The organism is Rhizobium pantanalense (genome assembly GCF_030182525.1).
Lineage (GTDB): Bacteria > Pseudomonadota > Alphaproteobacteria > Rhizobiales > Rhizobiaceae > Rhizobium.
On sequence record NZ_JAQJCH010000004.1, the window covers coordinates 429,740 to 453,339 of the forward strand.

A 23,600-nucleotide genomic window follows, 5' to 3' on the forward strand; every position below is an offset into this window, starting at 1 on the left:
GCTCACGCAAACGCCCGGAAATTCCGGATCGTTTCCTCCGCCTCGCCGACTGCTTCCGGCGTACCGACTGTCAGCCAATGGCCGTCGAGCATGGTGCCATAGAGCCGGCCGCGAGCGATGGCCTTGTCGAAATAGATGTTGATGTTGAAGGCATCGTCAGGCGCATCGTCTAGAAAGGATGGCTTCATGGCGAAGGCACCGGCATAGACGACGCCGTTATATGGGTTGTCGCGATAGCGCGTCAGCCGACCTTCGTCGGCCATACTGAAGTCATTCTTGCCGTTGTGGCCCGTGGTCCGTTCCAGCTCGACGCAGAGCATGGCCATATCCATACGCTGTTCGTCGTAGAATCCGGCTAAATGATCGAGATTGCTCGGATGGCCGGGCTTCTCGCCGATCCAGAACAGGTCGGCATTCATGACGAAAATCGGATCGCGGCTCAGCAACTTCAAGCCTTTGACGATGCCGCCGCCATTGTTCATCAGCGCGTCCCGCTCGTCGGAAATTAGGATTTCAAGGCCGCGATACCCGCGCAGATGCGCTTCCATCTGGTCGGCATGGTGATGGACGTTGACGACGGCCTGCTCGACCCCGGCTTTCGCCAGCGCATCCAACGCATAGTCGATCATGGCCTTGCCGGCGATCTTCACCAGTGGCTTCGGAATGGTGTCAGTGATCGGCCGCATGCGGGTTCCGAGCCCCGCGGCCAATACCATGGCTTGCTTGATGGTCATCTCGTCTCGAACTTTCGATTCGCTATCCGTTTTCCTTAGCACAGGGGAGGAAAGCCGTCGCCGGTCTCTGGCTCTTATGCCCGGCCGATCCCAGCTTTCTCGCACCATTCGCGCAGAGGCGCGAGCGCTTCGTGCTCGAAGGCGATGGCGAGGTAGGCGAGCGTGCGCGGCATATGCTTCAGATATCCGGGCTTGCCGTCACGCTGCAAGAGCCGCACCCAGAGGCCGGCGAGTTTGCAATTGCGCTGTGCCGACATGATCGCCCAGCTCTTCAGGAATTTCGCCTCGTCGAAGCCGCCCTGGGCATGTCGGAGTGCGAGGTAGTCAGCCATCAGCTGGTCATGCAGATCGCGCTCGATCGTCACGCGCGCATCCTGCACCAGCGAGGCGACGTCATAGGAGGTCGGCCCGATCATCGCATCCTGGAAATCGATGAGGCCTATACGCTGGATGCCCTTTTCCGCCGCCCGCCAGATGATGTTTGGCGAATGCATGTCGCGTAGCAGCAGGTTCTTTTCCACGTCCTCGAGCTGATCGATCAGCTTGTCCCAGATCGCCAGGTAGCTGGCTCGTTCCTCATCGCTTGCCGGCGTGCCGCGCTTCCAGGGCAGATGCCAATCGAGTAGCAGCCGCGCTTCCATCTTCATGGCGGTCCGGTCGAAATCCGGAATGTGATGGATGTGATCCGGCGTGACCGGAATGTCGCGGGGAATGGAAAGACCGTGCAGATGCGCAAGGCAGGCGACACTGGCGCGATAGCGCTCGGCAATAGGCTTTCCTCCGGCGTCGACCACGCCATCGGTGCCGAGATCTTCGATCAGAAGAATGCCCTGGTCGTAATCGGCGGCAAAGACTTCCGGGGCGGCAAAGCCGTTTTCGCTGAGGATATTGGCGATCGCAACGAAGGGATAGGCATCCCAAGCCAGATGCGCGACCTTCGGATAGGGCTTGCCGTCGAGCACCGGCGGCCCTTCCGGGAGGCGCGGCCAATCCATCAGGATCACGCGGCCGCTGCCATCCTTTGGATAGATGGACTCATAGGCACGCAGCGAGGCATCGCCCGTGAGGAAGCGCCTGTGGGCACGGCGATAGCCATGTGAATCGAGAAAGGCGCGTATAGCCAATACGCGCTCGATGCGTGCGATCTGCTTGGCCGGTGCCGTGATGACGGCGCGCCGTCCTTCGCCTTCATGCGTCAGCTTCAGCTCGATGCGCTCTTTTGGCAGTTCGCCCTCGGCCATCTCAGGCCATTCGACGAGGCAAATGCCGGTCTGCAGGGCTTCGTCGAATCCGAGTTCCATCAATTCGCTGGGATCGCCGAGGCGATAGAGATCGAAATGCGAGACGGGGATGCGCAGCTCATAGGATTGGACGAGGGTAAAGGTCGGGCTTGGCACGTCCAGTTCGGCGTCGTCGGCCATGGCGCGTAGCAGCGCGCGTGCCAGCGAGGATTTCCCCGCGCCGAGATCGCCAGATAATGCCAGACAGTCGCCGACCTTCAAGGCCAGCGCCAGATCCTCGCCGAGTTGCGCCGTGGCGGCATCATCTGCGAGGAAAAGGGAAATGCTGTTGTCGGAGGCTGTCATTCTGCTGCGACGGAGTGAGGCAGCTCGGCCGAAGGAATCCGGCAGGTGACCGTCGTTCCCCTGCCCGGCTGGCTTTCGATCGAAACCTCGCCTTCATGCAGGCTGACGAAGCTTTCGACGATGGAAAGGCCAAGGCCGGCACCGCTGCGCTTGCCGCCCTTGCCACCGGAGGCGAAGCGGTTGAAAACCGTGTTGATCAAATCCTCGGGAATGCCTGGACCCTTGTCCGAGACAGAGAAGACGAAATCCGTGCCTTCGCGTCCGCATTTCAGCGAGATCGTCGATCCCTCGGGCGCGAAATTGGCGGCATTGGTCAGAAGCTTCAGCAGGATCTGCTTCAGCCGCTGCTGATCGGCAACGATAGAGCCCAGGTGAGCCGGCACGGTGATTTCAAGCATCACGCCGCTTTCCTGCAGCCGGTCGGCGATCTGCATCGACACTTCGTCGAGCAGGTCGTTGAGCATGATTTCGGAATAGTTCAGCCGCATGATGCCGGCATCGAGCGTTGCGAGATCAAGAATGTCGTTGACCAGCGTCAGCAGCACGGAAGACGAGGTGGAGATATGGTCGATATATTCGGCCTGGCGCTCATTCAGAGAACCGATGCCCGGCGTCTTCAGAAGGTCGGTGAAGCCGATGATGTTGGTCAGCGGCGAACGCAGCTCGTAGGAGACGTGCTGGACGAAATCGTTCTTTAGTTCGTCCGCCTTCAGCAGTGCTTCGTTCTTTTCGGTCAGGGCGCGCTCAGCGCGCACGCTGTCGGTCTTGTTGACGAAGGTCAGCATGGTCTGTGCGTTCGGCAGCGGAATGACTGCGTAGTCGAGCACCAGATTGGAGTAAAGTTCCAGTGTGCCCTGCGACGACGGCCGCTCGTCGTCGAAACTGGTGATCTGCTCGGCAAACCGTTTCCAGCCATCCGCCCTGTCATAGGAGGGCACGCAAGCTTCGGCCAGCGCCTGGATATGCGTGCCGGGCTTCGCCTGCGCCTCCGTGATGTTCCAGAGAATGCGGAAAGCCGGGTTCGACAGGCGGATGCGGCCATCTGGGCCGAAAACGGCGACGCCTTCGGAGAGATGATCGATGGTTTCGCCCTGGACCTTGACCAGCGTGTTGTAACGGGTTTCGAGATCGACCTGTTCGGTCAGGTTCTCGAACACCCAGGTCGCACCCCCTTGAGGATGTGCCGTAGCGAAAACCCGGAGAATCTGGCCGTTGGGCAGATGCCAGAGATCGGTCTGCGTATCGAGTGCGCGATAGACTGAAAGAACGCCGTCCTTCCATGTCTTCCAGTTCAGCTGCTCGGGCAGCTTTTTGGCGCTGCGTAGCCTGTCCAGAAGCTCGCTGTTGTCGGGTCGCTTTTCAAGGAATGCGATGTCGAGTTCCCAGAGCTGGACGAAAGCCTGATTGTAGAATTGCAGCCGCCGATCGCCGTCGAAGATCGCAACCGGCGTTGCCAGATGATCGAGCGTTTCGGCGTGGCTCTTCAGCGTGCGTGCGAGTTCCGCCCGAACGCCTTCCGCCTCGGAGACGTCGATGGCGATGCCGGCGGAACCGTTCGGAGCCTTCACATCGACGACGTCGAAGAAGGTGCGGTTGCCATGCACCACGGTCGAAATCTTGTCGTGGAACGGCGACTCCGGCGTGGCCGCCGCGCGAATGCGCTCGCGGGTCACGGTCGTCAGGAATTCCCGTCCCTCTCGCACGGCCTCATCGGTCGAAACCGCTTCCACGGCCTCGCCATAGGCCTGATTGACCCAGGTGAGCTTGCCTTCCGCATCGCGCTGCCAGACCGGCAGGTCGATGGCATCGAGCAGATTTTGGAAGGTGGAGATCGAGGTCATCAGCCGGTCGCGCTCGATCTTCAGCTCGGCGAGTTCGGCGCGCAGATTGTTGAGCGCGATGAAGCGGACGAAGGCGCGCCCGCCGGAAATGCGGCCCTGTGCCTCCAGAATTTCGTCACGGTTGGTCTCGACCACCATGTCGAAGCTCTGGCCGCTGCTGCGCAGCGTGTCGATCGCCTTGTCAAGCTCGCCGGCCGACCATGATTTCAGCCAGCGGCCGAAGGCGAGGAATTCATTGTCCTGTGGCGCGCCGGTCTCGACCGGAAGCTGACCGAGCAGTTCGGGCCGCGCATTCGGACCGTCCCAGATGACGATGCGGCGGTTCTTGTCGGCAATCAGCGCCTGATATTGCGAAATACGCTGGTTGGCGTCCGAAAGGGCCGTACGGATCTCGCGGCTTTCGCTTTCCATGTTGCCGCGCTGCCGGACCATCCACATGGTCGAGAGGAGTGCGGCAGAGATCACGCCGATAATGACGGAGAAGACGGCCATTTCCGAAGAGGTGAAGAGGCGCATGCTCGCCTGCGCGGCATCATTGCTCTGAGCGAGAACGGGACCTGCCAGGCCGGTCATGAGACCGCCGAAAACGCTGAGCCGCAGTAAGCGGCTCAGGCGCGCCAGTCGACCTTTGCCCTGCTTCGTTTTTGTTGAAAGCCTATATGCACTATCCCGCTGCAACCGCGTCGCCACTCGGTGCAGCGCTGGTTGATGCAGGTTGTCTTCCCCTTCAAACATAAGAGGTCTGTCTCCGTCTTATAATGTGCCGCATCCTGACAAGACATCCCATTTTCATGGCTCCGGGCACGCCCGGTTCGTCACGAATCAAGTGTAAAAACAATACTGCCTAGGGGAATCTGGGGGAAGGGAGCTGGCTAAAAAATAAGCCCCGGCATTTGTCAATGCCAGGGCCACAAGATGTTGTGGATACTGTTTTAATAATCAGTATCTGTAGTGGTCAGACTTGAATGGGCCCTTCGGCGTCACGCCGATATAGGAAGCCTGCTCTTCGGAAAGCTCGGTCAGTTTGACGCCGAGCTTGGCAAGATGCAGGCGAGCGACCTTTTCATCGAGGTGCTTCGGCAGCACGTAGACTTCGTTCTTGTACTGGCCGGGCTTGGTGAAGAGCTCGATCTGCGCCAGCGTCTGGTTGGTGAAGGAGGCCGACATGACGAAGGAGGGGTGGCCAGTGGCGTTGCCGAGGTTCAAGAGGCGGCCTTCCGACAGCAGGATGATGCGGTTGCCCTTGGCGAACTCGACCATGTCGACTTGCGGCTTGATGTTCGTCCACTTCAGGTTACGCAGGGCGGCAACCTGGATCTCGTTGTCGAAGTGGCCGATATTGCCGACGATCGCCATGTCCTTCATCGCGCGCATATGGTCGATACGGATGACGTCCTTGTTGCCAGTCGTGGTGATGAAGATGTCGGCCGAGGAAACGACGTCCTCGAGCTGAACGACTTCATAACCGTCCATGGCGGCCTGCAGGGCGCAGATCGGGTCGACTTCCGTGACCTTGACGCGGGCGCCGGCGCCGGAGAGCGAAGCGGCGGAACCCTTGCCGACGTCGCCGTAACCGCAGACGACGGCGACCTTGCCGGCCATCATGACGTCGGTGGCGCGGCGGATGCCGTCAACCAGCGATTCCTTGCAGCCGTACTTGTTGTCGAACTTCGACTTGGTGACGCTGTCGTTGACGTTGATGGCCGGGAAGGGCAACAGGCCCTTCTGGCTGAGCTGGTAGAGGCGGTTGACGCCGGTAGTGGTTTCCTCGGTCACGCCCTTGATGGCGTCACGCTGCTTGGTGAACCAGCCGGGCGTTGCCTGCAGGCGCTTCTTGATCTGTGCGAAGAGGATTTCCTCCTCTTCCGAATGCGGGTTGGAGAGCACGTCCTCGCCGGCTTCGGCGCGGGCGCCGAGCAGGATGTACATCGTGGCGTCGCCGCCGTCGTCGAGGATCATGTTGGAAAGGCCGCCATCGGCCCACTGGAAGATCTTGTCCGTGTAGGTCCAGTAGTCTTCGAGGCTCTCGCCCTTGACGGCGAAGACCGGAACGCCGGAAGCGGCGATGGCCGCAGCGGCATGGTCCTGCGTGGAGAAGATGTTGCACGATGCCCAGCGTACCTGAGCGCCGAGTGCGACCAGCGTCTCAATGAGCACGGCCGTCTGGATCGTCATGTGCAGCGAGCCGGTAATGCGTGCGCCCTTGAGCGGCTGCGCTTCGCCGAATTCGGCGCGGCAAGCCATCAGGCCTGGCATCTCGGTTTCGGCGATTGCGATTTCCTTGCGACCGTAGTCGGCAAGGCCGATATCCGCGACGATGTAGTCCTTTTCAGTGCTCATGAAGGTCTCCAGCCTGAACGATGCAATCGCGCCGCGGGCAGACGCCTCGGCCGAATGCAACAAGAATTGCACGCTGACAGCGTGTGGATGATGCCGTGTAGCAGGCTTCAGGGTGGAAATCAATAATGATATAAAGAAGTCTTTATGTCTTTATATCCAGAGGGAAGGAGGCGGAAAAGCCTAGATTTCCTCGCCGAACTTGTTGGCGACGAGCTGGTCGAGCGCCTCGAGCGCTTCGGCGGCCTGATTGCCGCTTGCCGTGACAAGCACGCTGCAGCCTGGGCTGGCGGCGAGCATCATCAGGCCCATGATCGAGGTGCCGCCGACCGTTGTGCCGTCCTTCGAAACGGTGATGGCGGCGTCGTAAGCTTCGACGGTCTGCACGAATTTCGCCGACGCGCGGGCATGCAGACCCCGCTTGTTGATGATCAGGAGTTCCCGGGAAAGCTCGGTCATGGGGGCGGTGTTTGCCTCGTTATTTGCCACTGAGCACACGGCTGGCCACGTTGATATATTTGCGCCCGGCCTCTGAAGCTTCCACCAGGGCCCTTTCCATGTTGTTGTCGCCGCGCACGCCTGCGAGCTTGATCAGCATCGGCAGATTGACACCGGCGATGACCTCGGTGTGGCCGCTGTTCATGACGGAGATTGCGAGATTGGAAGGAGTGCCGCCGAACATATCGGTGAGGATGATGACGCCATGCCCGTCGTCGGCACCGGCAACGGCCTGCAGAATATCCTGCCGCCGCTTGTCCATGTCGTCTTCGGGACCAATGCATACCGTTTCTATGAACTTCTGCGGACCAACGACATGCTCGACAGCATGCCGAAACTCTTCAGCCAGCTTGCCATGAGTGACAAGCACAAGTCCAATCATGATATTACTGCTCCCATCGCATACGCAAACAGGTGGCCCATATCGCAATGCAGCAATGTCGTCCACCAGTGGGGGGACATCTTGGCGATGAAAAGACGAAGTGCAAGCTTAAAATACAGGATTTACGCGCCTATGCGGGCCTAAATGGCCGATTTATCAAAACTCGCGCCGATTTTTGCCATTATTATGGCAAGCGGATTCGCAGAGGTTGCAGCCAATCGGATCAACGGCAACCGAGCAGATGCGGTAATATCGATCTGCTCATCCTCGGGTGGTAGTCTTTCCGCAGTTTCCGGGTCGACAGGGCGAACGGCAAAATGCATTTCGGCCTCGGAAATATAAGGCATGCGAACGATGCCGGTGTAGCGGATTTCCATAAGTCCTGCGATCGAGGGCGGGCATTTCGCAATAATGGAGCCGTTCTGTTCGGCAATCAGCACCCGGTCGTCTGCGACCAAGCTTGCCGTCAATCCCAACGGCTTGGCAGCCGCAAGGCAGGAGAAGGCGAGGGCGGATTTGCCGCTGCCCGAAGGGCCAAGGAACAGCAGACCTGTCCTGCCGATGACGATCGCCGTTGCGTGGATGTTGGTCGCCTCAATGGTCATGCGGCCGCTCACGCCGTCGTCTGGGCCGGCAGCGATAGGATGAAGCGGGCGCCAAGCAACGTCGAGCCGTCGCTGTCGACTATATTCTCGGCGCGCAGCGAGCCGCCATGCGCTTCGGCGATCTGCCGGCTGATCGACAGGCCGAGGCCGGAATTCTGTCCGAAACCTTCGGATTCGGGCCGGTCGGTATAGAAACGTTCGAAGATGCGGTCGATATTTTCGGCCTGAATGCCGGGACCGTTATCCTCGATATAGATGACACAGCGCGTCCGCGTCCGCGTCAGCCGCACGGTAATCTTGCCGGTTTCCGCGGGGACGAAGGATCGTGCGTTTTCGATGAGGTTGGTCACGATCTGGCCAATGCGCAGATCGTGGCCGTCGACGGAGAATTTCGTCTTGTTGCCCGGCTTGCGGTCGACGATATAGTCGATTTCGACGGCCTTTTTGCTGTGGCCGACCTGTCTGGAAATATCGATCATGTCGCGAAGCAATATTTCCAGATCGAGCGACTTGGCATCCGAACGTGCAAGCTCTGCATCGAGGCGCGATGCATCGGAGATATCGCTGATCAGGCGGTCGAGGCGGCGAACGTCATGCTGGATCACATCCATCAGCCGCTTCTTCGAATCGTCGCTCTTGGCGAGCGGCAGCGTTTCGACGGCGCTGCGCAGCGACGTCAGCGGGTTCTTGAGCTCGTGGCTGACATCGGCCGCGAAGCTTTCGATCGCATCGATGCGGTCATAGAGCGCCGACGTCATGTCGCGCAGCGCAATCGACAGGTTGCCGATTTCGTCCTGGCGAGCGGAAAAATCCGGAATCTCCTCGCGCTCCTTCGCCCCGCCGCGGCGCACGCGGATGGCCGCAGCCGAGAGCCGGCGTAGCGGATTGGCGATGGTGGAGGACAAAAGCAGTGACAGCACCACGTTGACGAGCGTCGCGACGCCGAAGACGCGCATGATCGCGAGACGTTCGGCATGAACGATCTTGTCGATATCACCGGCCTGGGTCGAGAGCAGCAACACGCCGAGCACGGCGCGGAAGCGCTGGATCGGCACGGCCACCGAGACGATCAGTTCGCCCTTCTCCGTGGTGCGGACAACAGCGCCGCGCACGCCGGTCAGCGCGTTCATGACCTCAGGATATATGGAGCCGTCGCCGCCGGGCGCTTCCTTATAGACAGGCAGGTTGCCCGGCTGCAGCATCTTGTTGAGCAGGCCGCTGAACCAGTCGGACCAGCTCTGCTTCTCGTCATCGACGGGCGGCAGATCGTAGCGCAGCACCTGGCCGCGCGAATAGAGATGGCGGCTGTCGAGCAGCAGGTTCGCGTCGGCATCGAAGATGCGCGCGCGTGTGCGCGTCGGCGAGATCAGCCGCGTCAGCACCGGCGCTACTTTTTCCGGATCGATCGGGAATTCCAGATCCTCATCGTTCGGGACGGGCGTGATGCTTTGGCCGGCCTGCAGCTCCAGCAGCTTCTGCGGATCGATGGTGATGGAGTTGGTGTCGACTGAAGCCGAAGCCGAGACGGCACCGGCGATGATCTCACCCTGCGTCAGGAGGCTCTCGACGCGGGCATCGATCAGGCCTTCGCGAAACTGGTTGAGGTAGAGAATACCGCCGACCAGAACGACGAGGGCGGCCAGATTGAAGAATAGGATGCGGCGCGTCAGGCTCGAAAAGACGGCATTGCCGAAGATGCGGCGGATCAGGACGAAGGGATGAGTCCAGCGCCGGCGCGCGATTCGAGCGCCGCTCGGGCTTTCCGAGTCGTCTATGTCCCTGTCCTGCACCAGCTGTGCCAAGCCTACGGCCCTTTCGAAGAACGGGGTCGGCGACCCCGTCCGCATGCTCTTAATCCATTGCCCGCCGTATGGTCTAGTTAACTATCCGTATGGTCTAGCTAACTATTATGCTGCTTCGCGGAAGCGATAGCCCACGCCATACAGCGTCTCGATCATATCAAATTCGAGGTCGACCATCTTGAATTTCTTGCGCAGCCGCTTGATGTGGCTGTCGATCGTGCGGTCGTCGACATAGACCTGCTCGTCATAAGCCGCATCCATCAGGGCGTCGCGGCTCTTGACCACGCCGGGGCGCTGGGCAAGCGAATGCAGGATGAGGAACTCGGTGACGGTGAGCGTCACCGGCTCGCCCTTCCAGGTGCAGGTATGGCGTTCCTGGTCCATGACAAGCTGTCCGCGTTCCAGCGAACGGGCCTGCTGCGCAGCACCCGGCTTGGCAGCGGCTGCGCCGCCGGCAGCGTTTGCGGCTTCGCGGGCGGAGGCGCGGCGGAGAACGGCCTTGACGCGTTCGACCAGCAGGCGCTGCGAGAACGGCTTGGTGATGAAGTCGTCGGCGCCCATCTTCAGGCCGAAGAGTTCGTCGATCTCTTCGTCCTTCGAGGTGAGGAAGATCACGGGCAGGTCGGATTTCTGGCGCAGGCGGCGCAGGAGCTCCATGCCGTCCATGCGGGGCATTTTGATATCGAAGATCGCCAGTTGCGGCGGCCGGGCAAGCAGGCCGTCCAGCGCCGAAGCTCCGTCCGTGTAGGTTTCTACCTTATATCCCTCTGCTTCCAAGGCAATCGATACGGAAGTCAGGATATTGCGGTCGTCGTCAACGAGCGCGATTGTCAACATGGTGTTCGTCTCCGTCATCAGTGCGCGTCTCCCGGATTTGGAATCCAGCCCAGGCGGTCTGCCAGCTCGGTCGGCGGTAACCTGGCGCGCTTATGGGGATAAAGGTGGAACAAATTGTGGCAAAGATAAAGGGGAGGATTGTTGTGAGGAAAAACCCTTGCGCAGGGGTTGTGTGGCATGACGTCCCGCCACCATCTATTCAAACGATTTAAAATCGAGGAAATTTATTTAAATCGATTAAATAACTGATATCATTAAATATTTTTCTCTTCCTGCTCTTGTGCTTTTAAAAAGAGCCCTCTACGCTTTAGTTAGTTCTAACGGCCAAGCCCCTTTGTAGAGGAAAAAGTGATGGAGCAATTCGGCGTCCGCAATCCCGCGACTGAACTGGGATCGATCGGCCTGGGAGCCGCCGCCAGTGTGCGTTACAACCTCATGGAGGCTCATCTTTACGAAGAGGCGATTCGCCGTCGCGAAGCCGATCTAACCGCCGATGGCGCGCTCAGGGCCTTAACCGGCCAGCACACCGGTCGTTCTCCGAAGGACAAGTTCGTGGTGCGCAATGCCACAACGGAAGACCAGATCTGGTGGGATAACAACAAGCCGATGTCGCCGGAGCATTTCGAGCTCCTGCATGAGGATATGCTGGCCCATGCCCGCGGCAAAGACCTCTTCGTGCAGGATCTGATCGGCGGCGCCGACGTCGATTATGCTTTGCCGACGCGCGTCATCACCGAATTCGCCTGGCACTCGCTGTTCATCCGCAACCTGCTGATCCGCCCCGATCGCTCTGATCTCGAAAGCTTCGTGCCGCAGCTGACGATCATCGACCTGCCGAGCTTCCGCGCCGATCCGGAGCGCCATGGCTGCCGCACGGAAACGGTGATTGCCTGCGATCTCGTCAATGGCATCGTGCTGATCGGCGGCACCTCCTATGCCGGCGAAATGAAGAAATCGGTCTTCACCGTCCTGAATTACCTGCTGCCGGAACGCGGCGTCATGCCGATGCATTGCTCGGCCAATGTCGGTCCCGAAGGCGATGCCGCGATCTTCTTCGGGCTGTCGGGCACCGGCAAGACAACCCTCTCGGCCGATCCGACTCGTACGCTGATCGGCGACGACGAGCATGGCTGGGGCGAAAACGGTATCTTCAACTTCGAAGGTGGCTGCTACGCCAAGACCATCCGCCTCTCGGCCGAAGCCGAACCTGAAATCTACGCCACGACTCGTCGTTTCGGCACCGTCCTGGAAAATGTCGTACTCGACGAGCACGGTAGGCCGGATCTCGACGACGGTTCGCTGACGGAAAATACCCGCAGCGCCTACCCGCTGCATTTCATCCCGAATGCTTCGGAATCCGGCATCACCGGTCATCCCGAGACGATCATCATGCTGACGGCAGACGCTTTCGGCGTTATGCCGCCGATCGCCAAGTTGACGCCGGATCAGGCGATGTACCACTTCCTGTCCGGCTACACCGCCAAGGTCGCCGGCACGGAAAAGGGCGTCGTCGAGCCGGAAGCCACCTTCTCGACCTGCTTCGGCGCTCCTTTCATGCCGCGCCATCCGGCCGAATACGGCAACCTGCTCAAGGAGCTGATCGCCCGCCACGGCGCCCGTTGCTGGCTGGTCAACACCGGCTGGACCGGGGGTGCCTACGGCACGGGTCGTCGCATGCCGATCAAGGCGACGCGCGCATTGCTCGCCGCCGCCCTGAAGGGCGATCTCGACAATGTCGAGTTCCGCACCGATGCGAATTTCGGCTTTGCGGTTCCGGTCGCGGTCGACGGCGTCGATACCGCCATCCTCGACCCACGCTCCACCTGGGCCGATGGCGAAGCCTATGATGCGCAGGCCAGCAAGCTGGTGCAGATGTTCGTCACCAACTTCGCCAAGTTCGAGGATCATGTGGATGGCAATGTCCGCGATGCGGCACCAGGGATTCCCGTCGCAGCGGAGTAAGTAATCTCACGGGAGCAATGACTCACGTGAGACCCACTCGCCCTCGTGGTTCGAGACGGCCCTTCAGGCCTCCTCACCATGAGGGCTAGTCTTTTTCGCAGAAGCAACAGCTCACTCCGTCCTCATCCTGAGGCGCATTCCAGCGCGACGCGCTGAAATGCCTCGAAGAACGAGGCGGCCTCAAACTCGCCACAACTATATTTTCAACCGCGCATCAATGTGGGATAGACAGGCGCGGAGAAAAACATGGCCAGCGAAGCGCTTTACATCAACGACCGGATCACGATTGCCGGCTGGGAGCTGACGGAACAATTCGTTCTGGCGGGCGGTCCCGGCGGCCAGAACGTCAACAAGGTCGCGACCGCAGTCCAGCTTTTCTTCAACGTCCAGAACTCCCCGTCGCTGACGGATCGCGTCAAGGCGAATGCGATCAGGCTCGCTGGCCGGCGAGTTTCCAAAGATGGCGTTCTGATGATCGAGGCCAGCCGCTTCCGCAGCCAGGATCGCAATCGCGAAGATGCGCGCGAGCGGCTGAAGGACCTGATCCTCGAAGCCGCCGCTCCGCCGCCGCCGCCGCGCCGGAAGACCAAGCCGACGAAGGGGTCGATCGAGCGCCGGCTGAAGGAGAAATCCGGGCGTTCCGAGGTCAAGAAGATGCGCGGCAAGGTCGGCGGCGACTAGGTTTGGTTTTCGGGCTGCAGTTTTGATTTGGCTGGATAAATGAGGTTTGTCAGGCAAGTTCGGTGTTGCCGTAACTCTGGGCCCGGTCCCTCATTCTAACCTTCTCCTCGCAATGCGGGGAGAACGGACGACAGCGCTAAACAACGAAAGCTCTCTGCTCGTGACGAGTTGGTCGGTCACGATGGACCCCCTCGCCCCGCTTGCCGGGAGAGGGGCCAGGCACAATAGTTCGGCAATGACATGCTCACCTGACCGGCATCATCGTAGGAAACCAAAATGCTGCTTCCCAACGGAATTCGTCATCTGCCCGGATATCTCGACCGCCCCGCTCAGGAAGTGCTCATCGAGACGATTCGCGACGTCGTGGCCGAAGCGCCACTCTACACACCGGTCATGCCAGGCACCGGCAAGGAAATGTCCGTGCGCATGACCAATTGCGGTTCGCTCGGCTGGGTGACGGACAAGCAGCGCGGCTATCGCTATCAGCCGACGCACCCGGTTACCGGTCGCCTCTGGCCGGCCATGCCATCGCAATTGCTGGATTTATGGCGCGATATAGCAGGCTATGAAAAGCCGCCGGAAGCCTGTCTCGTCAATTTCTATGGCGACGATGCCCGCATGGGCCTGCATCAGGATCGTGACGAGCAGGATCTCAAGGCGCCCGTGCTCTCGATCTCGCTGGGGAACACCTGCCTCTTTCGGGTCGGCGGTCTCAGCCGCAATGATCGCACGCTATCCTTCAAGCTCGCGAGTGGCGATATCGTCGTTCTCGGCGGCGAGGGAAGACTGTGTTTTCACGGTGTCGATCGCATCTATCCGGCAACCTCGACATTGCTGAAGAACGGCGGGCGGATCAATCTGACGCTCAGGCGCGTCCAGCCCTGAGCCTCAGAGTTTCCTCAACGCTACCTGCTCGGTCAGGTGATTCTTGCCCTTCTGCAGGATGAGGTCCGCGCGCGGCCGCGTCGGCAAAATGTTCTGGCGCAGGTTCTTCAGGTTGATGTTCTTCCACAGCCCCTCGGCGATCGCCAGCGCCTCGTCCTCGCTGATCGAGGCGTAGCGGTGGAAGAAGGAGTTGGGGTCGCGGAAGGCGGTCTCGCGCAGCCGCATGAAACGGGCGACATACCAGTTGTGGATCAGTTCCTCGTCGGCATCGATATAGATCGAGAAGTCGAAGAAATCCGAGACCATCGGCACGATCTTGCCGTCGGCGGGCAGATGCCGCGATTGCAGCACGTTGATGCCTTCGAAGATCAGGATATCCGGGCGGTCGACCGTCTTGAATTCGTTCGGCAGCACGTCATAGACGAGGTGCGAATAGGAGGGCGCCTGCACATTCGGCTGGCCGGCCTTGATCGCCGAGAGGAAGCGCAGCAGCGCCGCCGTATCGTAGCTTTCCGGAAAGCCTTTGCGCTGCATCAGGTTGCGGCGCTGCAGCTCGGCGTTCGGATAGAGAAAGCCGTCCGTGGTGACGAGATCGACCTTCGGGCTCGATGGCCAGCGGCCCAGCAGTTCCTTCAGGATGCGGGCCGTGGTGGATTTGCCGACGGCGACCGATCCGGCGATGCCGATGACGAACGGCGTCTTGGCGATATCGGAAAGGCTGAGGAAGCGATTGCGCTGCTCGAACAAGATCTGCGAGGATTCCACATGTGAGGACAGCAGCCGCGATAGCGACAGATAGATGCGCCGAACTTCGTCGAGATCGATCGGATCGCCCATCGAGCGCAGCCGCGTCACCTCGTCGGCGGTCAGCGTCAGCGGTGTGTCGGCCCGAAATTTCGCCCATTCTTCGGAAGAGAAGAAATAATAGGGCGAATAGGCTTTCGCCTGGAAAATATCGAGCGTCTCGTGTGTTGGCTCGGTCTTGGTCGCTATCGTCATTGCGTTTTTACCGGCTTGCCTTCTCTTGAAGGCCGGATTGGGCGGTGCGCCTTTCGAGCTCACCCATGACATTCTCTAACGGAATACCGGCAATCTTCAATACGACCATAAGATGATATAGCAGATCGGCGGCCTCGTAGGTAAGATTGTCGCGATCGTTGGTGACCGCGGCCATCACGGCCTCGATCGCCTCTTCGCCGAGCTTCTTGGCGGCTTTCGGCTGGCCGGCGGCAAAAAGCTTTGCCGTCCAGGATTCGTCCGGCGAGGCCTTGGAGCGTTCCTCGACGATTCGTTCGAGGTCGGAAAGGGTAAATCCGCTCATCGCTCGCTGTCTCCTAATCCAGCCGCATGGGAATGCCGCGCTCGGCCATGTAGCGCTTCGCCTCGCCCACCGAATAGGTGCCGAAATGGAAGATCGAAGCGGCAAGCACCGCCGTCGCGTGGCCTTCTTTCACGCCGGCGACGAGGTCGTCGAGATCGCCGACGCCGCCGGAGGCGATGACCGGAACGCGCACCGCATCGGCGATCGCCCGTGTCAGCTCCAAATCATAGCCGACTTTGGTACCGTCGCGGTCCATGGAGGTAACGAGCAGCTCGCCGGCGCCGCGCTCGACCATCTTGCGGGCGAAATCGACGGCGTCGATGCCCGTCGCGTTGCGGCCGCCATGGGTGTAGATCTCCCAGGCGCTCAGATTGTCGCCGCCGAGCGCCTCGGTCCGCCGCCGCTTGGCGTCGATGGAAACGACGATGCACTGATTGCCGAACTTGTCGGCCGCCTCGGCCACGAAATCTGGATTGTTGACCGCCGCCGAATTGATCGAAACCTTGTCTGCGCCGCAGAGCAGAAGCTTGCGGATATCGGCGATGGTGCGCACGCCGCCGCCGACGGTGACGGGCATGAAGCATTGTTCGGCGGTGCGGGCCACCACGTCGAAAATGGTGTCGCGATTGTCGGAGGAGGCAGTGATATCGAGGAAGCAGAGCTCGTCGGCGCCGGCCGCGTCATAGGCCTTGGCAGCCTCGACCGGATCGCCGGCATCGACGAGATTGACGAAATTGACGCCCTTGACGACGCGGCCGTCTTTGACGTCGAGGCAGGGGATGACGCGGGCTTTCAGGGTCATTGCGCTGCCTCCTTGGCCTGCTTGATCAGGGCCAATGCCTCTTTCGGATCGATCCGGCCATCATAAAGCGCGCGGCCGGAAATCGCACCTTCCAGTTTACGGGCGTCCGGCTGGGTCATGCGCTTGATATCGTCGAGCGAGGCAAGGCCGCCGGAGGCGATGACGGGGATGGAAACGGCATTGGCCAGTTCCAAGGTCGAATCCCAGTTGATCCCCGTGAGAATGCCGTCGCGGTCGATATCGGTATAGATGATCGCGGCAACGCCGATGCCCTCGAATTTCTTGGCGAGTTCGATGACGCCGAGTTCGGAAGCCTCGGCCCAGCCCTCGACCGCTACCTTGCCGCCCTTGGCATCGATGCCGACAGCAATATGGCCCGGATACCGCCTGCAAGCCTCGACGACAAGCGCCGGATCGCGCACGGCCACCGTCCCGAGAATGACGCGCGCGAGCCCGCGCGACAACCAGTTTTCAATGTGGTCGAGCGTGCGGATGCCGCCGCCGAGCTGCACCGGGTTCTTTGTCGCCTTGAGAATGGCATCGACGGCAGCGCCGTTGACGGTCTCGCCGGCGAAGGCGCCGTTGAGGTCGACGACATGCAGCCATTCGAAGCCCTGGTCTTCAAAGGCTTTTGCCTGGGCGCCGGGATCGGGGTTGTAGACGGTCGCCTGCTCCATGTCGCCGAGCTTGAGGCGCACGCATTGGCCGTCCTTGAGGTCGATTGCGGGAAAAAGAATCATGATGTCTGTCCTTGGAGCGCTAGGCGTTACGGCTTCCAGCGCAGGAAATTGGCGATCAGGGCAAGGCCGAGTTTCTGGCTCTTTTCCGGATGGAATTGCGCGCCGGCGATGTTGTCCCGGCCGACGAAAGCGGTCATCGGTCCGCCGTAGTTCGTCGTCGCGATGACATCATCGCCATTGTCGGCGGACAGATGGTAGGAATGGACGAAATAGGCGTGCAGGCCGCCAGGCCCGGTCTCGATTCCGTCGAAGAGCGCATGCGGGTGGCGGATATCCAGCGTGTTCCAGCCGATTTGCGGGATTTTCAGGCCGGGGTCGCTGGGCGTCATTTCCTTGACGTCGCCCTTGATCCAGCCGAAGCCTTTCGTGATCGTCTTTTCCAGCCCGCGTGACGACATCAGCTGCATGCCGACGCAGATGCCGAGGAAGGGACGGGCCTTGTGTTCCACGACCTCGACGACGGCTTCCGCCATGCCGGGCACGGCATCGAGGCCACGCCGACAATCGGCATAGGCGCCGACACCGGGAAGCACGATGCGGTCGGCGGTGGCGACGCGCTCGGCGTCATCGGTCAGGTCGATCTCGGCGTCGATACCCGTTTCACGGACAGCCCGCTCGAAAGCCTTGGTGGCCGAGCGCAGATTGCCGGAACCATAGTCTATAATCGCAACGCGCATCGTCAGCGTCCTCCGTCATAGCCGGGAAGGCCGAAGCTTGGGCCTGGGCGGGTATTCGTGTTGGTGGCCGGGATATCCCAATTCTTCGAATGGATATTCGGGTTTGGCGCCTGTTCCAGCTGTGAAAAGTGGATTTCCTCTGCAGTCGCCAGATCGTGTGCCGAGACGAGGTTTTCAACCTTCCAGCCGCGGCTGATGAGACGATCGGTGGCCGCATGCCGACCCTCGAGAGCCGCAAGGGCATGGACACCAAGCAGAAGCGCGGCCCCGGCGGCGAAAAAGCCGGGCTGCCGCATCAGCTCCAGCGCGATGCCCTGCAGCAGAATGGCGGCGACTACATGCAGCCACAGCCGATGAAAGAGCATCCAAAGCGTCGGAAACAGAAACGCCGTCCACGAAAAGCCGTCGCGGATGAATCGCGTGTCATCGTGATACCGATCCGCTACTTCGGACCGGTTCGATGCTCCGGGCGGAGACAAAATTAGATAGCTTGCCATTTCCTCAATTCCCCAAAATGGGGTCAGGCGAGCGTGCCTTTCGTCGAAGGCACCCGGCCTGCCTGCCGCGGATCGATCTCGGTTGCGGTGCGCAATGCGCGCGCAACGGCCTTGAAGCATGTCTCGGCTATATGGTGATTGTTGGCGCCATAATGATTGAGAATATGCAAGGTGATGCCGGCATTCTGCGCTAAGGCCTGGAAGAATTCGCGCACCAGCTCGGTATCGAAGGTGCCGATCTTCGGCGCGCTGAACGACACGTTCCAGACGAGGAAGGGCCGACCGGAAAGATCCACGGCAGCCTTCGTCATCGTCTCGTCCATGGCGAGGTCGATCGAGGCATAGCGCGTGATGCCGCGCCGGTCGCCCAGCGCCTTGGCAATGGCCTGGCCGATCGCGATGCCGGTATCCTCGACGGCATGATGATCGTCGACATGCAGGTCGCCCTTGGTGTCAATTTCCATGTCGATCAGCGAATGGCGCGACAGCTGTTCCAGCATGTGGTCGAAGAAGCCCACCCCGGTCGAAATCGTCGATTTGCCGCTGCCGTCGATGTTGACGGAAACGGAGACCGAGGTCTCGTTGGTCTTGCGGGAAACGCTTGCCGTGCGGCTCGCTGCGGTCTCTGCCATGGGCTGCTCCATCGGAATACGGCCGTTCCTTATCAGGCGTATCGGGAAATATCCAGAAGTTACGCAAGGGCCTTACGCGTTTAGCCGGCTTGACGCCCTTATTCGGGCGCGGTTGCCATTTGCAATCGCCAAAACCCCTCTTACATAGGTGCTGACGGGGCCGATACGCGGCCCGGCAGAAAGCCCGCCGAAACGGGGGCAAACAGGTGTTAAATGACGACAATCGTAACTATTCGTAAGGGTGGCAAGGTGGTGATGGCTGGTGATGGCCAGGTGAGCCTTGGCCAGACCGTAATGAAGGGCAATGCGCGCAAGGTTCGCCGCATCGGCAAGGGCGATGTCATCGCCGGTTTCGCCGGCGCGACCGCCGATGCCTTCACTCTTCTCGAGCGCCTCGAAAAGAAGCTCGAACAATATCCCGGCCAGCTGATGCGCGCCGCCGTCGAGCTCGCCAAGGATTGGCGGACGGACAAATATCTGCGCAACCTCGAAGCCATGATGCTGGTTGCCGACAAACAAGTAACGCTCGCCATCACCGGCAACGGCGATGTGCTCGAGCCCGAACACGGCGCCATGGCGATCGGCTCCGGCGGCAATTTCGCGCTCGCCGCCGCACGCGCGCTGATGGACAGCGACAAATCGGCTGAAGACGTCGCCCGCCGCGCCCTCGATATTGCTGCCGACATCTGCGTCTACACGAACCATAACGTGGTCGTCGAAACGCTCGATGCCGAAGCCTAAGTTCCTCTCTTGATAGTTTCCAGCCCTGACAGGGAACATACGAAATGACCACTTTTTCCCCCCGCGAGATCGTTTCCGAGCTTGATCGCTATATTGTCGGCCAGCATGAGGCCAAGCGCGCCGTGGCGATTGCATTGCGCAATCGCTGGCGCCGCCAGCAGCTCGAGCCGGAACTGCGCGACGAAGTCATGCCCAAGAACATCCTGATGATCGGCCCGACCGGTGTCGGTAAGACGGAAATCTCCCGCCGCCTTGCCAAGCTCGCCGGCGCGCCCTTCATCAAGGTCGAAGCCACGAAATTCACCGAAGTCGGCTATGTCGGCCGCGACGTCGAGCAGATCATCCGCGACCTCGTCGAAGTCGGTATCGGCCTGGTGCGCGAAAAGAAGCGCGCCGAAGTGCAGGCCAAGGCGCATATGAGCGCCGAAGAGCGCGTGCTTGATGCGTTGGTTGGGGCCACCGCCTCGCCGGCAACGCGCGACAGCTTCCGCAAGAAGCTGCGTGACGGCCAGCTCGACGACAAGGAAATCGATATAGAAGTGGCCGATACCGGCTCCGGCATGCCCGGCGGCTTCGAAATCCCCGGCATGCCCGGCGCCAATATCGGCGTGCTCAACCTCTCCGAAATGTTCGGCAAGGCCATGGGCGGCCGTACGAAGAAGGTACGCACGACCGTCAAGGATTCCTACAAGGAGCTGATCCGCGACGAGTCCGACAAGCTGATCGACAACGAGGCGATCCAGCGCGAAGCCGTGCAATCGGCCGAAAATGACGGCATCGTCTTCCTCGACGAGATCGACAAGATCGCCGCCCGCGACGGCGGCATGGGTGCCGGCGTCTCCCGCGAAGGCGTGCAGCGTGACCTGCTGCCGCTTGTGGAAGGTACGACCGTTTCGACGAAGTATGGTCCGGTCAAGACCGACCATATCCTCTTCATTGCGTCCGGCGCGTTCCACGTTTCGAAGCCTTCGGATCTTCTGCCGGAACTGCAGGGCCGCCTGCCAATCCGGGTCGAGCTCCGTCCGCTGACCAAGGAAGACTTCCGCCGCATCCTGACCGAACCGCAGGCAAGCCTCATCCGCCAGTACAAGGCGCTAATGGAAACGGAAGACCTGAAGCTCGACTTCACCGACGATGCCATCGACGCGCTCGCCGATGTTGCCGTGCATCTGAACTCCACCGTCGAGAATATCGGCGCCCGTCGCCTGCAGACGGTCATGGAGCGGGTGCTGGACGAGATCTCCTATAATGCCTCGGATCGTGCCGGCGTATCGGTGACTATCGATGCCGCCTATGTCCGCGAGCATGTCGGCGACCTCGCAACGAACACCGATCTGTCCCGCTTCATTCTGTAAGCCGGCGGGTGAAGGCGATCTAAAACAGTAAATACTCGACAACGGGCCGTTAACTTTTTAGTTAGGGGCCCGTTTCCTTATGTCGGATGGCTTTATTCGGCCAAGATTGTCCGCCAGTCCGTCGCTCGGAAACATCGGTTGAAACTTCAACAGGACGGCCATCTTGCGACGCATACTGATCACCCTTCTTCTGGCGGTCGCCAGCTTCTCCTGGATACCAGCCTATGCGGATGCGGCGACCGTGGTGCCGCCGGGCAACCGCAATGCCGAGCAGCCGCCGGTTCCCGGTGCCTCCGTCCGGCGTACGCGCGGCACGAATTCGACCTTTGAACGCAAGTACCAGAAGGTGCGGGAACTGCTGGCGACCGATACGAAGCTGATGGCAAAGATCAAGTCGACGGCACGCGCCTACGGCATTGATCCGATCCACATCATCGGCGCGCTGGTCGGCGAGCATACCTACAATGTCGACGCCTATGACGGCCTGCAATCCTACTACGTCAAGGCTGCCTCCTATGCCGGCCAGAGCTTCCGTTTCGCCTACAACGGCGAAAACGTCGATGATTTCGTGGCCAGGCCGCAATTCGATGCCTGCAAGGGCAGGCAAGATTCCTACAGTCTCTGGACCTGCCGCGAGGATGTCTGGGAAGACGATTTCCGCGGCAAGACGGTTGGCGGCAAGTCCTATCCTAACAATCGCTTCAGCGCCGTCTTCTTCCAGCCCTTCTATGCCGGCCAGACCTTCGGCCTCGGCCAAGTCAATCCGCTGACGGCGCTTGAGCTGTCGGATCTCGTCAGCCGCACCTCGGGCATCCCGAAGCTGAATGAGAAGGATGCCGGCGGCGTCTACAAGGCGATCATGGACCCCGATCTGTCGCTCGCTTTCGTCGCCGCCTCGATCCGCAAGTCGATCGACGACTATCGCTCGATCGCCGGCATGGATATTTCGGGCAATCCGGGCATTACCGCGACACTCTACAATCTCGGCAATTCCCGCAAGCGCGCTGCTGCCCTTGCTGCCAAGAACCGCGGCTCTTCGCAGCCAGTCTGGCCGGAAGAAAATTACTATGGCTGGCTCATCAATGATAAGCTCAGCGACCTGAAGTCGCTTTTATAAGCGCGCAGCGCGACGTTTTATCGTCTGGATTTCGCAGGCGGCGTTCGCCATATCGAATGGGTGCGCCGCTCTGACTGCGTTCGTTCGGCAATGGCTGCTTTTCGAGGAGAATTGATCTGATGGACATGATTCCGGAAGCCTTCTCCCCACCGGCACCGATCCCGCGCACCGTGCCGCCATCGCGATTGACGATCATCCGCACGATCCTGCGCAATCCGCTCGAACTCTGGGGCGAGCCCTCCTATACGCTGCCCTGGATCAAGACCAAGTTCTTCAACGAGCGGACGCTCATCGTCAATGATCCCGGCCTGATCAAGCATGTTCTGGTCGACAATGCCGCCAACTACCGCATGGCCGATATCCGTCAGCTCGTACTCCGGCCCATTCTGCGCGATGGCCTACTGACGGCGGAGGGGCCGGTCTGGAAGCGCTCGCGCAAGGCGGTGGCGCCGGTGTTCACGCCGCGCCATGCCCAGGGTTTCGCCGGCCAGATGCTGAGCCAAAGCCTGGACTATCTGCATAAATACGATGATATCGGCAAGGAAGGCGGGGTGTTCGATATCGCTGCCGACATGACCGAGCTGACCTTCGCCATTCTGGCGGAGACCTTGTTTTCCGGCGAAATCGTCACCGAAGGCGAGCATTTCGCCGATGAGGTCAATGAGCTCCTGCATCGCATGGGCAGAGTCGACCCCATGGATCTCCTGCGCGCACCTGCCTGGGTGCCGCGCATCACCCGCATCGGCGGCCAGCGCGTGCTCGACAAATTCCGCGGCATCGTCCGCACCACCATGGATCAGCGGCTGGACAAGATGCGTCGGGATCGCGCCAGTGCGCCGGATGATTTTCTGACGCTGCTGCTCGAAAAGGCCGGTCCGGATGGACTGACCATGGAGGAGATCGAGGACAATATCCTCACTTTCATCGGCGCAGGCCACGAGACAACAGCCCGTGCCCTTGCCTGGACGCTCTATTGCGTCGCCAACAGCCCGCATATTCGCGATGCCATGGAAGAGGAAATCGACCGCGTGCTCGCAACCGATGCCGAGCCGGTCGCCTGGCTCGACCTGATGCCGCATGTTCGCGCCGCCTTTGAGGAGGCGATGCGCCTCTATCCGCCGGCACCGTCGATCAATCGCGCCGCCATCGCCGATGACGAATGGGTAAGCGCCACGGGCGAGCGCGTGACGATGGAGAAGGGGATCACCGTCCTCATCATGCCCTGGACGCTGCATCGCCATGAGCTTTATTGGGAAAAGCCGCGCGCCTTCATGCCGGAGCGCTTTCTTCCGGAAAACCGCGCCAAGATCAATCGCTTCCAGTATCTGCCTTTTGGCGCAGGCCCCCGCGTCTGCATCGGCGCGACCTTCGCGCTTCAGGAAGCGGTCATCGCCCTCGCCGTGATGATGCGCCGCTTCCGCTTCGACCTGACCGAAGAAACCAATCCGTGGCCGGTGCAGAAGCTGACGACCCAGCCACGCGGCGGTTTGCCGATGCGGGTTACGAGGCGGTAGCGTGCGGGCTTTATCCCGCCCCTGGCGGGCGGGAAAGCAATTTCTTGGGATTAG

Annotated in this window: 23 protein-coding genes; 7 read left to right on the forward strand and 16 right to left on the reverse strand. The window is 60.6% G+C overall.

The window, feature by feature from the left end; translation table 11 throughout:
• Positions 1 to 2: 2 nt before the first annotated feature.
• The 9 genes from PH558_RS13865 to PH558_RS13905 form a co-directional block, all read right to left on the reverse strand.
• Complete coding sequence (locus PH558_RS13865; protein ID WP_285204927.1) at positions 3 to 734, reverse strand: nucleotidyltransferase family protein; 732 nt, start codon at positions 732 to 734, stop codon at positions 3 to 5.
• Positions 735 to 808: 74 nt separating this feature from the next.
• Positions 809 to 2,320 (reverse strand): tRNA (adenosine(37)-N6)-threonylcarbamoyltransferase complex ATPase subunit type 1 TsaE, encoded by a 1,512-nt coding sequence (gene tsaE, locus PH558_RS13870; RefSeq protein WP_285204931.1) that lies wholly within the window; start codon positions 2,318 to 2,320, stop codon positions 809 to 811.
• A complete protein-coding gene (locus PH558_RS13875; RefSeq protein WP_285204934.1) occupies positions 2,317 to 4,734 on the reverse strand; it encodes a PAS domain-containing sensor histidine kinase in 2,418 nt (805 codons plus the stop codon). The genes tsaE and PH558_RS13875 overlap by 4 nt, the downstream gene beginning before the upstream one ends.
• Positions 4,735 to 5,100: 366 nt before the next feature.
• Positions 5,101 to 6,501, reverse strand: coding sequence for an adenosylhomocysteinase (ahcY, locus tag PH558_RS13880; RefSeq protein ID WP_095436106.1), 1,401 nt, complete (start codon positions 6,499 to 6,501; stop codon positions 5,101 to 5,103).
• A 180-nt stretch (positions 6,502 to 6,681) separates the two neighbouring features.
• Positions 6,682 to 6,957 carry an HPr family phosphocarrier protein gene (locus tag PH558_RS13885; RefSeq protein ID WP_069613940.1) on the reverse strand — a complete coding sequence of 92 codons (276 nt, stop codon included), beginning with the start codon at positions 6,955 to 6,957 and terminating at the stop codon, positions 6,682 to 6,684.
• Positions 6,958 to 6,976: 19 nt separating this feature from the next.
• The gene (locus PH558_RS13890) at positions 6,977 to 7,378 is read right to left on the reverse strand and encodes a PTS sugar transporter subunit IIA (RefSeq protein ID WP_015338202.1); all 402 of its coding nucleotides are present in this window, start codon (positions 7,376 to 7,378) and stop codon (positions 6,977 to 6,979) included.
• Between the two features lie 140 nt (positions 7,379 to 7,518).
• Positions 7,519 to 7,983: an HPr kinase/phosphorylase gene (locus PH558_RS13895; RefSeq protein WP_095433423.1), complete on the reverse strand. Its 465-nt coding sequence runs from the start codon at positions 7,981 to 7,983 to the stop codon at positions 7,519 to 7,521.
• An 8-nt stretch (positions 7,984 to 7,991) separates the two neighbouring features.
• Positions 7,992 to 9,785, reverse strand: a complete 1,794-nt coding sequence (locus tag PH558_RS13900; protein WP_174718615.1) for a sensor histidine kinase — start codon at positions 9,783 to 9,785, stop codon at positions 7,992 to 7,994.
• Positions 9,786 to 9,890: 105 nt separating this feature from the next.
• Positions 9,891 to 10,622 (reverse strand): response regulator transcription factor, encoded by a 732-nt coding sequence (locus PH558_RS13905; protein WP_197709046.1) that lies wholly within the window; start codon positions 10,620 to 10,622, stop codon positions 9,891 to 9,893.
• A gap of 351 nt (positions 10,623 to 10,973) precedes the next feature.
• Here PH558_RS13905 and PH558_RS13910 point away from each other — a divergent pair, with 351 nt between their 5' ends.
• From PH558_RS13910 to PH558_RS13920, 3 genes are all read left to right on the forward strand, one after another.
• A complete protein-coding gene (locus PH558_RS13910; protein WP_285204937.1) occupies positions 10,974 to 12,584 on the forward strand; it encodes a phosphoenolpyruvate carboxykinase in 1,611 nt (536 codons plus the stop codon).
• A 246-nt stretch (positions 12,585 to 12,830) separates the two neighbouring features.
• On the forward strand, positions 12,831 to 13,265 hold the full coding sequence (gene arfB, locus PH558_RS13915) for an alternative ribosome rescue aminoacyl-tRNA hydrolase ArfB (protein ID WP_285204938.1): 435 nt from the start codon (positions 12,831 to 12,833) through the stop codon (positions 13,263 to 13,265).
• A 276-nt stretch (positions 13,266 to 13,541) separates the two neighbouring features.
• Positions 13,542 to 14,150: an alpha-ketoglutarate-dependent dioxygenase AlkB family protein gene (locus PH558_RS13920; protein ID WP_285204939.1), complete on the forward strand. Its 609-nt coding sequence runs from the start codon at positions 13,542 to 13,544 to the stop codon at positions 14,148 to 14,150.
• 3 nt (positions 14,151 to 14,153) lie between these two features.
• Here PH558_RS13920 and coaA read toward each other — a convergent pair whose 3' ends face one another.
• Genes coaA through hisB form a run of 7 tightly spaced genes read right to left on the reverse strand, consistent with a single transcriptional unit; the run spans position 14,154 to position 18,819 of the window.
• Positions 14,154 to 15,149 carry a type I pantothenate kinase gene (gene coaA / locus PH558_RS13925; protein WP_285204940.1) on the reverse strand — a complete coding sequence of 332 codons (996 nt, stop codon included), beginning with the start codon at positions 15,147 to 15,149 and terminating at the stop codon, positions 14,154 to 14,156.
• A 7-nt stretch (positions 15,150 to 15,156) separates the two neighbouring features.
• A complete protein-coding gene (locus PH558_RS13930; protein ID WP_113250781.1) occupies positions 15,157 to 15,471 on the reverse strand; it encodes a phosphoribosyl-ATP diphosphatase in 315 nt (104 codons plus the stop codon).
• A 13-nt stretch (positions 15,472 to 15,484) separates the two neighbouring features.
• Positions 15,485 to 16,273 carry an imidazole glycerol phosphate synthase subunit HisF gene (gene hisF / locus PH558_RS13935; RefSeq protein WP_113233580.1) on the reverse strand — a complete coding sequence of 263 codons (789 nt, stop codon included), beginning with the start codon at positions 16,271 to 16,273 and terminating at the stop codon, positions 15,485 to 15,487.
• Positions 16,270 to 17,013 carry a 1-(5-phosphoribosyl)-5-[(5-phosphoribosylamino)methylideneamino]imidazole-4-carboxamide isomerase gene (hisA, locus tag PH558_RS13940; protein ID WP_113408450.1) on the reverse strand — a complete coding sequence of 248 codons (744 nt, stop codon included), beginning with the start codon at positions 17,011 to 17,013 and terminating at the stop codon, positions 16,270 to 16,272. The genes hisF and hisA overlap by 4 nt, the downstream gene beginning before the upstream one ends.
• Before the next feature lie 26 nt (positions 17,014 to 17,039).
• Positions 17,040 to 17,690, reverse strand: coding sequence for an imidazole glycerol phosphate synthase subunit HisH (gene hisH / locus PH558_RS13945; RefSeq protein WP_285204942.1), 651 nt, complete (start codon positions 17,688 to 17,690; stop codon positions 17,040 to 17,042).
• Positions 17,691 to 17,692: 2 nt separating this feature from the next.
• Positions 17,693 to 18,187, reverse strand: a complete 495-nt coding sequence (locus PH558_RS13950; RefSeq protein WP_285204943.1) for a DUF2628 domain-containing protein — start codon at positions 18,185 to 18,187, stop codon at positions 17,693 to 17,695.
• Positions 18,188 to 18,210: 23 nt separating this feature from the next.
• Positions 18,211 to 18,819 carry an imidazoleglycerol-phosphate dehydratase HisB gene (gene hisB, locus PH558_RS13955; RefSeq protein ID WP_015338215.1) on the reverse strand — a complete coding sequence of 203 codons (609 nt, stop codon included), beginning with the start codon at positions 18,817 to 18,819 and terminating at the stop codon, positions 18,211 to 18,213.
• 213 nt (positions 18,820 to 19,032) lie between these two features.
• On the opposite strand from hisB, the gene hslV reads away from it, so the two are divergent.
• The 4 genes from hslV to PH558_RS13975 all read left to right on the forward strand — a co-directional run bounded on the left by hslV (position 19,033) and on the right by PH558_RS13975 (position 23,546).
• Positions 19,033 to 19,560 carry an ATP-dependent protease subunit HslV gene (gene hslV / locus PH558_RS13960; protein ID WP_095433433.1) on the forward strand — a complete coding sequence of 176 codons (528 nt, stop codon included), beginning with the start codon at positions 19,033 to 19,035 and terminating at the stop codon, positions 19,558 to 19,560.
• A 44-nt stretch (positions 19,561 to 19,604) separates the two neighbouring features.
• Complete coding sequence (gene hslU, locus PH558_RS13965) at positions 19,605 to 20,915, forward strand: ATP-dependent protease ATPase subunit HslU (RefSeq protein WP_113233575.1); 1,311 nt, start codon at positions 19,605 to 19,607, stop codon at positions 20,913 to 20,915.
• A gap of 163 nt (positions 20,916 to 21,078) precedes the next feature.
• Positions 21,079 to 22,032, forward strand: a complete 954-nt coding sequence (locus tag PH558_RS13970; RefSeq protein WP_285204946.1) for a DUF1402 family protein — start codon at positions 21,079 to 21,081, stop codon at positions 22,030 to 22,032.
• A gap of 119 nt (positions 22,033 to 22,151) precedes the next feature.
• Positions 22,152 to 23,546 carry a cytochrome P450 gene (locus PH558_RS13975; protein WP_113408446.1) on the forward strand — a complete coding sequence of 465 codons (1,395 nt, stop codon included), beginning with the start codon at positions 22,152 to 22,154 and terminating at the stop codon, positions 23,544 to 23,546.
• Positions 23,547 to 23,600 lie beyond the last annotated feature (54 nt).

What these genes read in the sequence shown, in the direction of transcription:
- PH558_RS13865 (WP_285204927.1), bottom strand. Translation starts at nt 734, where the DNA reads ATGACCATCAAGCAAGCCATGGTATTGGCCGCGGGGCTCGGAACCCGC.
- tsaE (WP_285204931.1), bottom strand. Translation starts at nt 2,320, where the DNA reads ATGACAGCCTCCGACAACAGCATTTCCCTTTTCCTCGCAGATGATGCC.
- PH558_RS13875 (WP_285204934.1), bottom strand. Translation starts at nt 4,734, where the DNA reads ATGACCGGCCTGGCAGGTCCCGTTCTCGCTCAGAGCAATGATGCCGCG.
- ahcY (WP_095436106.1), bottom strand. Translation starts at nt 6,501, where the DNA reads ATGAGCACTGAAAAGGACTACATCGTCGCGGATATCGGCCTTGCCGAC.
- PH558_RS13885 (WP_069613940.1), bottom strand. Translation starts at nt 6,957, where the DNA reads ATGACCGAGCTTTCCCGGGAACTCCTGATCATCAACAAGCGGGGTCTG.
- PH558_RS13890 (WP_015338202.1), bottom strand. Translation starts at nt 7,378, where the DNA reads ATGATTGGACTTGTGCTTGTCACTCATGGCAAGCTGGCTGAAGAGTTT.
- PH558_RS13895 (WP_095433423.1), bottom strand. Translation starts at nt 7,983, where the DNA reads ATGACCATTGAGGCGACCAACATCCACGCAACGGCGATCGTCATCGGC.
- PH558_RS13905 (WP_197709046.1), bottom strand. Translation starts at nt 10,622, where the DNA reads ATGTTGACAATCGCGCTCGTTGACGACGACCGCAATATCCTGACTTCC.
- PH558_RS13910 (WP_285204937.1), top strand. Translation starts at nt 10,974, where the DNA reads ATGGAGCAATTCGGCGTCCGCAATCCCGCGACTGAACTGGGATCGATC.
- arfB (WP_285204938.1), top strand. Translation starts at nt 12,831, where the DNA reads ATGGCCAGCGAAGCGCTTTACATCAACGACCGGATCACGATTGCCGGC.
- PH558_RS13920 (WP_285204939.1), top strand. Translation starts at nt 13,542, where the DNA reads ATGCTGCTTCCCAACGGAATTCGTCATCTGCCCGGATATCTCGACCGC.
- coaA (WP_285204940.1), bottom strand. Translation starts at nt 15,149, where the DNA reads ATGACGATAGCGACCAAGACCGAGCCAACACACGAGACGCTCGATATT.
- PH558_RS13930 (WP_113250781.1), bottom strand. Translation starts at nt 15,471, where the DNA reads ATGAGCGGATTTACCCTTTCCGACCTCGAACGAATCGTCGAGGAACGC.
- hisF (WP_113233580.1), bottom strand. Translation starts at nt 16,273, where the DNA reads ATGACCCTGAAAGCCCGCGTCATCCCCTGCCTCGACGTCAAAGACGGC.
- hisA (WP_113408450.1), bottom strand. Translation starts at nt 17,013, where the DNA reads ATGATTCTTTTTCCCGCAATCGACCTCAAGGACGGCCAATGCGTGCGC.
- hisH (WP_285204942.1), bottom strand. Translation starts at nt 17,690, where the DNA reads ATGCGCGTTGCGATTATAGACTATGGTTCCGGCAATCTGCGCTCGGCC.
- PH558_RS13950 (WP_285204943.1), bottom strand. Translation starts at nt 18,187, where the DNA reads ATGGCAAGCTATCTAATTTTGTCTCCGCCCGGAGCATCGAACCGGTCC.
- hisB (WP_015338215.1), bottom strand. Translation starts at nt 18,819, where the DNA reads ATGGCAGAGACCGCAGCGAGCCGCACGGCAAGCGTTTCCCGCAAGACC.
- hslV (WP_095433433.1), top strand. Translation starts at nt 19,033, where the DNA reads ATGACGACAATCGTAACTATTCGTAAGGGTGGCAAGGTGGTGATGGCT.
- hslU (WP_113233575.1), top strand. Translation starts at nt 19,605, where the DNA reads ATGACCACTTTTTCCCCCCGCGAGATCGTTTCCGAGCTTGATCGCTAT.
- PH558_RS13975 (WP_113408446.1), top strand. Translation starts at nt 22,152, where the DNA reads ATGGACATGATTCCGGAAGCCTTCTCCCCACCGGCACCGATCCCGCGC.